Raw genomic sequence first — 11,011 nt, forward strand, 5'->3', positions numbered from 1 at the left:
CCGCACCACATTCCGCACACCACACCGCGTTCCGCACGCCCCACCCGCGCCCGCACACCCCCAAGCGCATCGCACCGCGTTCCGCACACCGCACCGGGTCTAGCCGCGGTGCGCTGCACGTAACGCGGTGCCGCGCCGCCCACCTCCGCACCGCACCACGTTCCGCACACCACACCGCGTTCCGCACGCCGCACCCGCGCCCGCACACCCCCAAGGGCATCGCACCGCGTTCCGCACACCGCACCGGGTCTAGCCGCGGTGCGCTGCACGAAACGCGGTGCCATACCGCCCACCTCTGCACCGCACCACGTTCCGCACAACACACCGCGTTCCGTACGCCCCGGCACGGCGCGGCGCGGCACGCCGACGACCCTCGGGAATGCCCCTCCACCTCCCCCGGTTACAGTCGATGACACGTCACCGACCCGCTGACGCACGCCGATCCGAGCCAGGGAACCTCATGACCGACACCTCCGACACCGCCCCGACCCGCGCCTCCTCGGCGGACCTCCTGGCGGCCGACACCGGAATGGGCGCCGTCACCCTGCGAGTCGCCGACCTCGACGCGATGACCGCGTACTACCGCGACTCGGTCACGCTCACCGTGCTGGCGAGCGAGCCCGAGGCCGGTCGCGTGACGATGGGCCGTGGAGCGACGCCGATCGTGATCCTCGAGCACGCCCCCGAGCTGAGGCACGCCGGGCCGCGGCAGGCCGGGCTGTTCCACACGGCGATCCTGTTCGAGACCGAGGCCGACCTCGCCGCAGCCGTCTACGCCGTCGCCAGCCGTCACCCGCAGTCGTTCACGGGCAGCGCCGATCACCTGGTGAGCAAGGCCTTCTACTTCACCGACCCCGAGGGCAACGGCATCGAGCTCTACTGGGACCGCCAGCGCACCGAGTGGTCGTGGACCCATGGACAGGTCGACATGGCCACGCTCGCGCTCGACCCGAACGCGTTCCTGCAGCAGAACATCACCGAGGAGGCGCTGGCCGGCACCGCCCTCCGCCCCGCGTCCGTCGGACACGTGCACCTCAGCGTGGGCGACGTCGACTCGGCCCACCGGTTCTACGTCGAGCAGCTCGGCTTCGAGACGACCACGCGCTTCGGTCCGCAGGCGCTGTTCGTGAGCGCCGGCGGCTACCACCACCACATGGCCATGAACACCTGGAACAGCGCGGGAGCGGGTCGCCGCCAGCTCGCCCTCGGACTCGGCCTGGTCCGCATCGAGGTGCCGACCGGTGACGACCTCGGCGCCCTCGGCGAGCGCCTCGGGCATTTCGGCGTCGCCACCCGCGACGACGGGCGCGTGCTGGGGTTCGACGATCCGTGGTTGAACCAGATCGAGGTGACGGCCCGGGCGGGGTCGAAGTAGACCCCTCGCTCGCAGGCTCGCTCGGCGCTGGCGTCGCGGAGTCGCTGGCGCGCCTCCCGAAGCTGCAGCGCGCTGGGCGAACCAGATCGAGGTGACGGCCCGCACGGGGTCGAAGTAGACCCCGAGGTCGCAGGCTCGCTCGGCGCTGGCGTCGCGGAGTCGCTGGCGCGCCTCCCTAAGCTGCAGCGCGCTGGGCGAACCAGATCGAGGTGACGGTTCGGGCGGGGTCGAAGTAGACCCCTCGCTCGCAGGCTCGCTCGGCGCTGGCGTCGCGGAGTCGCTGGCGCGCCTCCCTAAGCTCCAGCGCGCTGGTTGAACCAGATCGAGGTGACGGCCCGCACGGGGTCGTAGTGGATAGCGTCGACGACATGCCCTTCGCCGCAGACGCCTCCCCCACGTTCAGCACCCTCGTCGAAGGAGCCCTCTCGCTCGACGACCACGAAGCGATCGCGGCGATGCTGGCCCGGGCCTTCCCGAGCTACGACCACTGGTACCTCGGCGCCCGCAGCTGGGCCGGCATGCAGCCCGAGCGTCGGGTCGTCGCCCGCTCGGGCGACACCGTGGTGGCCCATGCGGGGATCCGCCGGCAGTTCGTGTCGGTCGGCGGCGTCGACCTGCTGGTGGGAGCCGTCGGCATGGTCGCCGTCTCGCCCATCCTGCAGGGGACGGGCCTCGGCTCCGATCTGCTCCGCCACGTCGACGTCGCACTGACCGGACTCGGCGTGCCCTTCGGCCTGCTCGAAGCGGGCGAGGGAGTCCAGGGCTTCTACCGCTCGGCGGGCTGGCTCCCCCTCGAGCAGGACGGGGCGCCCATCACCGGCCACTACACGGCGTTCAGCGCCGACGGCGCCGGGGTGCTCGTCAGTCAACAGGAGGGCTGGCTCACCCGCGAAGTCGCCTCGACCCTCTCCGAGTGGCCGGCCGGCGACCTGCACTGGAACGGGCAGATGGTCTAGGGCCGACCCGACGAGTCTTGGCGCACGCTCGCGAACCGAGCGGCCCGTCGCGACGCCTCGCCCCCGCCAACGGAAGGAGGCGCGGTTCCCGATCGACGGGACCCGCGCCTCCTGCAGTGCGCAGCCGACTAGGCGCTGACGCCGACCGTTTCGGCGTCTTCGTTCGAGCCGGGAGCCGACGGCTCGACGCCCTGGCGGACACGGAGTCCGAGGGTCGGGTCGACGTTCGCCCAGTACTCGAACACGCGCTGGCGCAGCTCGGGGCGGGTGACCTTCGAGACGTGGCCGACGATGTTGCCGACCAGGCGGTCGCGCTGCTCATCGTCCATGACCTCGCGGACGAGCGTGCCGGCCTGGCCGAAGTCGTCGTCCTCGGGGTGCAGAGTGGCCGCCGAGCGCTGCAGCTCGCCGTCGCTCTCCCAGCCGCCGGTGTCACCGGCGACCTGCGGGTCGGCGTGTGCGCCGCCCAGCGAGTTCGGGGCGTACACGGGCACTTCGGCCTTCTGGAAGTCGAACCGCGCGGCCCCGTCCTTCGAGTACGAGTGCACGGGCGACTTCGGCGCGTTGACCGGCAGCTGCGCGTGGTTCGTGCCCACGCGGTAGCGGTGGGCGTCCGCGTAGCTGAAGATGCGGGCGAGAAGCATCTTGTCGGGGCTGGCCGCGATGCCGGGCACGAAGTTCGACGGCGCGAACGCGGCCTGCTCGATCTGCGCGAAGTAGTTCTCGGGGTTGCGGTTGAGCTCCATCGTGCCGACCTCGATCAGGGGGTAGTCGCTGTGCGGCCACACCTTGGTCAGGTCGAACGGGTTGAAGCGGTACGTCGCGGCGTCCTCGTACGGCATGATCTGCACCGAGAGGGTCCAGGTGGGGAACTCCTCGCGGTCGATCGCGGCCGAGAGATCGCGGATGTGGAAGTCGGCGTCCTCACCGGCGATGCGATCGGCGTCCTCCTGCTTGAGGATCTCGATGCCCTGGTTGGTCTTGAAGTGGTACTTGACCCAGAAGCGCTCGCCCTCGGCGTTGATCCACTGGTAGGTGTGCGAGCCGAAGCCGTCCATGTTGCGCCAGGAGGCGGGCAGGCCGCGGTCGCCCATCAGCCAGGTGACCTGGTGGGCCGACTCGGGCGAGAGGGTCCAGAAGTCCCACTGCATGTCGTGGTCGCGCAGGTGCGTGCCGGGCAGGCGCTTCTGCGAGCGGATGAAGTCGGGGAACTTGATTCCGTCACGGAGGAAGAACACCGGCGTGTTGTTGCCGACGAGGTCGTAGTTGCCCTCGGTCGTGTAGAACTTCAGCGAGAATCCGCGGGGGTCGCGCCAGGTGTCGGGCGAGCCCTGCTCGCCGGCGACGGTGGAGAAACGGGCGAGCATCTCGGTCTCGACGCCGGGCTGGAACAGTGCGGCGCGCGTGTACTTCGACACGTCGGCCGTCGTGGTGAAGGTTCCGAAGGCTCCGCCGCCCTTGGCGTGCACGACCCGCTCGGGGATGCGCTCGCGGTTGAACTGGGCGAGCTTCTCGACCAGGTAGTGGTCGTGGAGGGCGATGGCACCGTCGGCGCCGACGCTTTGCGAGTGCTCGTCGCTCGCGACGGGGGCTCCGGAGTTGGTGGTGGTGACGCGTTTCTCGTCAGTCATCTTCTCTTCCTGTTCTTTCAGTGTCGTTCAGGTCGGTGAGTCAAGGGTTCGAGGGGCCGCGAGGGCGGTCGAGGAGGCGCGGGTCAGCCCAGCGGGACGGACTCGGTCTCGATGAGCCCCTCCGCCTCGTCTGCTCGGCACTCGGGGCAGAGGCCCCAGAACGTGACCTCGGCGGTCTGGATGAAGTAGCCCGAGTCGTTCGACGGGGTGAGGCACGGCGCGTGACCGACGACGCAGTCGACGTCGGTGACGTTGCCGCACATCGTGCACACCACGTGATGGTGGTTGTCGCCCGTGCGGAGCTCGTACAGCGCCGCCGAGCCCGCGGGCTCGATGCGTCGGACCAGCCCGGCGCCGGTGAGGGCGGCGAGCACGCCGTAGACGGCCTGCAGAGAGGTGCCGGGGAGGCGCGGCGCGACCGCGGCGAACACGGCGTCGGCGGGCGCATGGGCCCGCCCTTCGAGGGCGGCGAGCACGGCCAGCCGGGGCTCCGTGACGCGCAGCCCGGCACCGCGGAGGGCGCCGCGGGTGGCGTCGTCGGAGATCGTGGTCATGCGTTCCAGTAAAGCACTGTTTTGATCTGTTCAAAAACAGATGAGGGGGATTCGGAGGTACCGCCGCCGGGCGATCGCACCGCGCCTCCCGCGCACCCGTTAACGAGGTGACGCCCGGCCGATGGGGGGTTCGGCCGGGCGCCTCACGGTGTCGGGCGGATCAGGAACCCTCGACCGGAAGAAGCGGAGGAGACCCGATCACGAGGCCTTGTTCCTACCGCTGCGTCAATGGTGCGACGCGTTCCGATGACGACGCTGGGAACGGACTTGGGGTCTCCTGATCATCGGGGATCGCCTCCTGTCCTCCCCAGTCCGCCGACGGCCCCCAGGAGGCGCGGCTCGCCATCGGCCCGCGCCTCCCGCTGCCGTAGACTCGTCGCGTCCACCCGCTGCCGCCTCCGCAGGAGTAAAACGTGCCCACAATCGTCGTCGAGGTCATGCCCAAGGCTGAACTGCTCGACCCCCAGGGCAAGGCCGTCGCCGGCGCCCTGGCCCGTCTCGGCAAGAGCCAGCTGACCGATGTCCGCATCGGCAAGCGCTTCGAGGTCACCGTCGAGGGCGAGGTGACCGAGGCCGTGCTGGCCGACGTGCGTCAGCTCGCCGACGACATGTTCTCGAACTCGGTCATCGAGGACGTGGTGTCGCTCACCGTCGTCTCCGCCGACGCCCCCGCCGCCGTCTGATGCGCGTCGGCGTCGTCACCTTCCCCGGCTCCCTCGACGACCGTGACGCGCAGCGCGCGGTCCGCCTGGCGGGTGGCGAGCCCGTCGCCCTCTGGCACGGCGACCACGACCTCCAGGGCGTCGAGGCGATCATCCTCCCCGGCGGCTTCAGCTACGGCGACTACCTGCGCGCCGGCGCCATCGCCTCGTTCTCGCCGATCATGACCGAGGTCGTCGACGCCGCGAACAAGGGCGTCCCGGTGCTCGGCATCTGCAACGGGTTCCAGATGCTCGCCGAGGCGCGTCTGATCCCCGGTGCGCACACCCGCAACGCGCACCAGCAGTTCATCCGCCGCGACCAGCGACTGCGGGTCGAGAACGCCCGCACCGACTGGACGAACGGTTTCGACGAGGGTCAGGAGATCACGATCCCCCTCAAGAACGCCGACGGCCGGTTCATCGCCGACGCGGAGACCATCAAGCGCATCGAGGGAGAGGGGCAGGTGGCGTTCCGCTACCTCGAGGTCAACCCCAACGGCTCGATGGACGACATCGCCGGTGTGAGCAACGCCCGCGGCAACGTGGTCGGCCTGATGCCCCACCCCGAGCACGCGACCGAGCCCGGCTTCGGGCCCGACACCCCCGACGCGATGTCGAGCGGCATCGACGGCCTCACCTTCTTCACGTCCGTCATCGAGAGGGCCCTGGCCAGATGAGCATCGACAACAAGCCCGCCGCCGAGCAGATCGACGTGCGCCCCGAGGGCCACGTGCCCGACACCGTCGCCAACGCCGCGGTCACGCCCGACAAGGAGCAGCCCTACGGCGCACTGGGCCTCAAGGCCGACGAGTACGCCTCGATCCGCGAGATCCTCGGTCGGCGTCCCACCAGCGGCGAGCTGGCGATGTACTCGGTCATGTGGAGCGAGCACTGCTCGTACAAGTCGAGCAAGATCTACCTCCGCCAGTTCGGCCAGAAGGTCACACCGGCGATGAAGAAGAACCTCATGGTCGGCATGGGCGAGAACGCCGGCGTCGTCGACGTCGGCGGCGGCTGGGCGGTGACCTTCAAGGTCGAGTCGCACAACCACCCGAGCTACATCGAGCCGTTCCAGGGCGCCGCGACCGGCGTCGGCGGCATCGTCCGCGACATCATCTCGATGGGTGCCCGGCCGGTCGCCGTCATGGACCAGCTCCGCTTCGGCGCGATCGACGCTCCCGACACCGCTCGCGTCGTCGACGGCGTGGTCGGCGGCATCAGCTTCTACGCGAACTGCCTCGGGCTGCCGAACATCGGCGGCGAGACCTACTTCGACCCGGTGTACCAGGGCAACCCGCTCGTCAACGCCCTGTCCGTCGGAGTCCTGCGCCATGAGGACCTCCACCTCGCGAACGCGCGCGGCGTCGGCAACAAGGTCGTGCTCTTCGGCGCCCGCACCGGCGGAGACGGCATCGGCGGCGCCTCCATCCTCGCCTCCGACACGTTCTCGTCGGGCGGACCCACCAAGCGCCCCGCCGTGCAGGTCGGAGACCCGTTCGCCGAGAAGGTGCTCATCGAGTGCTGCCTCGAGCTGTTCCGCGACGAGCTCGTCGAGGGCATCCAGGACCTCGGAGCCGCCGGCATCAGCTGCGCGACGAGCGAGCTGGCCTCGAACGGCGACGGAGGCATGTTCATCGAGCTCGACAAGGTCCTGCTGCGCGACCCGTCGCTCACCGCCGAAGAGATCCTGATGAGCGAGAGCCAGGAGCGCATGATGGCCGTCGTCGAGCCGTCCAAGCTCGACGCGTTCCTCGCCGTCACCGCGAAGTGGGACGTCGAGACGAGCGTGCTCGGCGAGGTGACCGACACCGGCCGGCTCGTCATCGACTGGCACGGCGAGGAGATCGTCAACGTCGAACCGCGCACGGTCGCCGTCGACGGCCCCGTCTACGAGCGTCCCGTCTCCTACCCGACCTGGATCGACGCCCTGCAGGCCGACAGCGCCTCAGCTCTGCCGCGCCCGACGGGCAACTCGGTCCTCCGCGAGCAGTTCCTCGAACTGCTCGGGTCGGCGAACCTCTCGGACAAGAGCTGGGTCACGAACCAGTACGACACGTACGTGCTCGGCAACACCGCCCTCAGCTTCCCCGACGACGGCGGCATGATCCGCGTCGACGAGGAGAGCGGGCTGGGCTTCGCCATCGCGACCGATGCCAACGGCCGTTACTGCCAGCTCGATCCCAAGCAGGGCGCGCGTCTGGCCCTGGCCGAGGCGTACCGCAACGTCGCCGTCACCGGCGCCGTCCCCGCCGCCGTGACCGACTGCCTCAACTTCGGCAGCCCGGAGAACCCCGAGGTCATGTGGCAGTTCTCCCAGGCCGTCGAAGGTCTGGCCGACGGCTGCCTCGAGCTCGAGATCCCGGTCACCGGCGGCAACGTGTCGTTCTACAACCAGACCGGCACCGTCCCGATCCACCCCACGCCCGTCGTGGGCGTGCTCGGCGTCATCCAGGACGTCGCCAAGCGCGTGCCGTCCGGCTGGCAGGACGAAGGCGACAACATCTACCTGCTCGGCACGACGGCGCTCGAGCTCGACGGCTCCGCGTGGGCCGGCGTGATCCACGACCACCTCGGTGGTCGTCCTCCTGCCGTCGACCTCGCCGGCGAGAAGCAGCTCGCCGGGCTGCTGGCCGCCGGCGCCGACCAGTCGCTGCTGGCCGCCGCTCACGATCTGAGCGACGGCGGCCTGGCGCAGGCGCTGGCCGAGGCCGTCATGCGCTTCGGCGTCGGAGCGCGGGTCTGGCTCGGCGAGGTCCTCGAGCGCGACGGCATCGACACGGCGACGGCGCTCTTCAGCGAGTCGACCGGGCGCGTGATCGTGTCGGTCCCGCGCGAGGACGACGTCCGGTTCCGCGGTCTGTGCGAGGGTCGCGGCTACCCCGTGGCCCGCATCGGCGTCACCGACGCGCAGTCCGACTCGCTCGAGATCCAGGACGTCTTCACCGTCTCTCTCGACGAACTGCGCCGCACGCACCGAGCCACCCTGCCGGCTCGCTTCGGGGCGACGATCCCCCAGTAGCGCCAGCCGCTCGCCGAACCGGGCGAGCTCGTCGGGACCGGTCGTCACCGCACGACCGAGTCCCACGAGCTCGCCCGGTTCTGTCTGGTACGGGGCCGTCGGGTGCCTCTACGGGACCGCACGAGAAAAGCCCCCGACGTCGTCGAGGGCTTTCAGCTGGCTGGGGTACCTGGACTCGAACCAAGAACAACTGAACCAGAATCAGTCGTGTTGCCAATTACACCATACCCCAATGATGACACACGCTAGTGTTTCACCACGCGGATCGAAAACTCGAACCGAGTAACTACTGTACAGCATCTCCGAGCTGTCGAATGCCACCGATCAGGTCCCGGTTGATGACGGAGGCGACCTGCGCTCCCGAGCCGGCGGCGACGATGAGCTGCTGGGGGCCGGGAGCCGTCGATTCACCGGCGGCGTAGAGACCCGGCACGGACGTCCGCCCGTGCCCGTCGACGACCAGGAGACCGTCGGCGTCCAGCTCGGCACCCGTGGCGGCGACGTACTCGAGCGCCCCCGACCACGTGGGACGGACGAAGCCGCCGGTCCGCGGTACGACCGTTCCGTCGGCGAGCACGACGGCCCGCATCCCGTCGCGGTCGGCGTCGATCGACGCCACCCCGCGACGCTCGACGACGATCCCGCGCGAGACCAGCTCCGCCTCGTCCGCCGCCGACACCGCGTCCGACGATCCGTTCGTGAAGACGACGAGGTCGTCGCTCCACTGCGTCAGGAGTCGAGCGCGGTCGGCCAGGTCGGGGTGCTCGCCGATCACCGCGAGCAGCTGGTCGCGCTTGTCGTACCCGTCGCACTCGATGCAGCTGTGGATGAACGTCCCGTAGAACGCCCGCAGCGACTCGATCTCGGGCAACGTCTCATGCAGCCCCGTCGCCACGAGCACGACCCCCGCCGTCGCCTCGCTCGTCCGGCCGCGGAAGTCGCACGCGATGGCGAAGCCGCCGTCGACCGGGGTGACCGAGGTCGCGATCGTCATGCGGTGCTCGGCACCCTCGTACCCGAGGAACTCGTCGCGGCCCAGCTTCCGCAGCTCGAGCGGCGAGATGCCGTCGCGAGTCATGAACCCGTGCGACAGCAGCGTGGCCGAATTACGGGGTCGGTTGCTGTCGATCAGCAGCACGCGCCGGCGAGCACGCACAAGGTTGAGGGCAGCACTCAGACCCGCCGGCCCCCCGCCGATGACCGCGACGTCGAAGTCCATGCTCATGACCGGTCGGCGAGTCTCGCGAGGCGGGCCATGGTGGACTCGCGCCCGAGGATCTCCATCGACTCGAACAGGGGCGGGCTGACCCGGCGCCCTGACAAGGCCACCCGCAGCGGCCCGAAGGCGACCCGGGGCTTGAGCCCCATCCCCTCGACCAGCGCGCCCTTGAGCGCCGTCTGGATCGCGTCATGGTTCCAGTCGCCGACGGACTCCAGAGCCGCCGAGGAGGCGCGGAGCACGTCCACAGTCCCCTCCGGCAACGAGGCCAGAGCGTCGTCCTCGTAGACGAACTCATCGTCTCCGACGAACAGGAACGAGAGCATGCCGCGTGCCTCGCCCAACAGCGTCATGCGCTCCTGCACCAGGGGAGCCGCCTCCACCAGGACGGCGCGCTGCGCCTCGGTCGGCGGATTCTCGACGACGCCCTCGAGATAGGGAAGGAGGCGCTCGGCGAAGTCGTCGACCGAGAGCAGCCGGATGTGATCGCCGTTGATGGACTCGGCCTTCTTGAGGTCGAAGCGGGCGGGGTTCGGATTGACGTCCACGACGTCGAACGCCGCCACCATCTCATCGATCGAGAACACGTCGCGGTCGTGGGTCAGAGACCAGCCGAGGAGCGCCAGGTAGTTCACCAATCCCTCGGGGATGAAGCCCCTGTCGCGGTGGTGGAACAGATTGGCCTGCGGGTCGCGCTTCGAGAGCTTCTTGTTGCCGTCGCCCATGACGTACGGCAGGTGACCGAATCGCGGCACGAAGGTCGTGATGCCCAACTCGACGAGCGCCTCGTAGAGGGCGATCTGACGCGGTGTCGACGACAACAGGTCTTCACCCCGGAGCACATGCGTGATGCCCATCAGAGCATCGTCGAGCGGGTTGACGAAGGTGTAGAGGGGCACGCCGTTCGGACGGACGACGACGAAGTCGCTGAACGAGCCCGCCGGGAATGTGATCTCACCCCGGACGAGGTCGTCGAAGCTGAGGTCGCGATCCGGGACGCGCAGGCGAAGAGCAGGCTGGCGCCCCTCGGCTCGGAAAGCAGCACGCCGCTCCTCCGAGAGATCCCGCTCGAAGTTGTCGTAGCCCTGCTTGGGGTCGCGACCGTTGGCGATGTTGCGAGCCTCGATCTCCTCCCCCGTCGCGAAGCTCTCATAGAGGAGCCCGCGCTCGAGGAGCTGGTCGATGACACCGCGGTAGACGTCGTGGCGTTGCGACTGGCGGTACGGCCCGTGCGGGCCTCCGACGTCGACGCCTTCGTCCCAGTCGATCTTGAGCCACCGCAGACCGTCGAGGATCTGCTCGTAGCTCTCCTCACTGTCTCGAGCGGCATCGGTGTCTTCGATGCGGAAGATCAGCTTGCCGCCTGTGTGCCTCGCGTAAGCCCAGTTGAAGAGGGCTGTGCGGATGAGGCCCACGTGGGGCGTACCGGTGGGAGAGGGGCAGAACCGCACGCGCACATCGGCGCCGGTGGCGGTGGAGAAGGGAGCAGACATCGGAGTCGATCTTACCGCCGGGTGCCCGACGCGACCTCACGGGTTCTGCAGGCCGGCCTTAAA

The 11,011-nt window shown here is 69.6% G+C and carries 9 protein-coding genes and 1 tRNA gene; 5 read left to right on the forward strand and 5 right to left on the reverse strand.

Going from position 1 to position 11,011, the window contains the following annotated elements; all coding sequences use genetic code 11:
• The first annotated feature begins 460 nt into the window (after positions 1-460).
• Together FFA01_RS15285 and FFA01_RS15290 are read left to right on the forward strand one after the other, a co-directional pair.
• Positions 461-1,375 carry a VOC family protein gene (locus tag FFA01_RS15285; RefSeq protein WP_244289899.1) on the forward strand — a complete coding sequence of 305 codons (915 nt, stop codon included), beginning with the start codon at positions 461-463 and terminating at the stop codon, positions 1,373-1,375.
• 368 nt (positions 1,376-1,743) lie between these two features.
• Positions 1,744-2,331: a GNAT family N-acetyltransferase gene (locus FFA01_RS15290; RefSeq protein ID WP_146857047.1), complete on the forward strand. Its 588-nt coding sequence runs from the start codon at positions 1,744-1,746 to the stop codon at positions 2,329-2,331.
• Between the two features lie 128 nt (positions 2,332-2,459).
• Here FFA01_RS15290 and FFA01_RS15295 read toward each other — a convergent pair whose 3' ends face one another.
• Together FFA01_RS15295 and FFA01_RS15300 are read right to left on the reverse strand one after the other, a co-directional pair.
• Positions 2,460-3,962, reverse strand: coding sequence for a catalase (locus tag FFA01_RS15295; protein ID WP_146857048.1), 1,503 nt, complete (start codon positions 3,960-3,962; stop codon positions 2,460-2,462).
• A gap of 83 nt (positions 3,963-4,045) precedes the next feature.
• Positions 4,046-4,516, reverse strand: a complete 471-nt coding sequence (locus FFA01_RS15300; protein WP_146857049.1) for a Fur family transcriptional regulator — start codon at positions 4,514-4,516, stop codon at positions 4,046-4,048.
• Positions 4,517-4,929: 413 nt separating this feature from the next.
• Here FFA01_RS15300 and purS point away from each other — a divergent pair, with 413 nt between their 5' ends.
• From purS to purL, 3 genes are read left to right on the forward strand one after another with little or no spacing between them, the layout of a single operon-like run.
• Positions 4,930-5,199, forward strand: a complete 270-nt coding sequence (gene purS / locus FFA01_RS15305) for a phosphoribosylformylglycinamidine synthase subunit PurS (RefSeq protein ID WP_146857050.1) — start codon at positions 4,930-4,932, stop codon at positions 5,197-5,199.
• Positions 5,199-5,894 carry a phosphoribosylformylglycinamidine synthase subunit PurQ gene (gene purQ / locus FFA01_RS15310; RefSeq protein ID WP_146857051.1) on the forward strand — a complete coding sequence of 232 codons (696 nt, stop codon included), beginning with the start codon at positions 5,199-5,201 and terminating at the stop codon, positions 5,892-5,894. The genes purS and purQ overlap by 1 nt, the downstream gene beginning before the upstream one ends.
• Entirely contained in the window at positions 5,891-8,236 is a 2,346-nt protein-coding gene (purL, locus tag FFA01_RS15315; protein WP_146857052.1) for a phosphoribosylformylglycinamidine synthase subunit PurL, read from the forward strand. Before purQ ends, purL begins: the two co-directional genes overlap by 4 nt.
• Positions 8,237-8,393: 157 nt before the next feature.
• Here purL and FFA01_RS15320 read toward each other — a convergent pair.
• The 3 genes from FFA01_RS15320 to gltX all read right to left on the reverse strand — a co-directional run bounded on the left by FFA01_RS15320 (position 8,394) and on the right by gltX (position 10,948).
• Positions 8,394-8,468: transfer RNA gene (locus FFA01_RS15320), tRNA-Gln, on the reverse strand.
• A gap of 54 nt (positions 8,469-8,522) precedes the next feature.
• Complete coding sequence (locus FFA01_RS15325) at positions 8,523-9,461, reverse strand: NAD(P)/FAD-dependent oxidoreductase (protein WP_146857053.1); 939 nt, start codon at positions 9,459-9,461, stop codon at positions 8,523-8,525.
• Positions 9,458-10,948 carry a glutamate--tRNA ligase gene (gltX, locus tag FFA01_RS15330; RefSeq protein WP_146857054.1) on the reverse strand — a complete coding sequence of 497 codons (1,491 nt, stop codon included), beginning with the start codon at positions 10,946-10,948 and terminating at the stop codon, positions 9,458-9,460. Before gltX ends, FFA01_RS15325 begins: the two co-directional genes overlap by 4 nt.
• Between the last annotated feature and the right edge of the window lie 63 nt (positions 10,949-11,011).

The organism is Frigoribacterium faeni, from assembly GCF_007988805.1.
GTDB classification, from domain to species: domain Bacteria; phylum Actinomycetota; class Actinomycetes; order Actinomycetales; family Microbacteriaceae; genus Frigoribacterium; species Frigoribacterium faeni.

Coding starts and splice junctions, on each gene's coding strand:
- FFA01_RS15285 (WP_244289899.1), top strand. CDS start 461: ATGACCGACACCTCCGACACCGCCCCGACCCGCGCCTCCTCGGCGGAC.
- FFA01_RS15290 (WP_146857047.1), top strand. CDS start 1,744: ATGCCCTTCGCCGCAGACGCCTCCCCCACGTTCAGCACCCTCGTCGAA.
- FFA01_RS15295 (WP_146857048.1), bottom strand. CDS start 3,962: ATGACTGACGAGAAACGCGTCACCACCACCAACTCCGGAGCCCCCGTC.
- FFA01_RS15300 (WP_146857049.1), bottom strand. CDS start 4,516: ATGACCACGATCTCCGACGACGCCACCCGCGGCGCCCTCCGCGGTGCC.
- purQ (WP_146857051.1), top strand. CDS start 5,199: ATGCGCGTCGGCGTCGTCACCTTCCCCGGCTCCCTCGACGACCGTGAC.
- purL (WP_146857052.1), top strand. CDS start 5,891: ATGAGCATCGACAACAAGCCCGCCGCCGAGCAGATCGACGTGCGCCCC.
- FFA01_RS15325 (WP_146857053.1), bottom strand. CDS start 9,461: ATGAGCATGGACTTCGACGTCGCGGTCATCGGCGGGGGGCCGGCGGGT.
- gltX (WP_146857054.1), bottom strand. CDS start 10,948: ATGTCTGCTCCCTTCTCCACCGCCACCGGCGCCGATGTGCGCGTGCGG.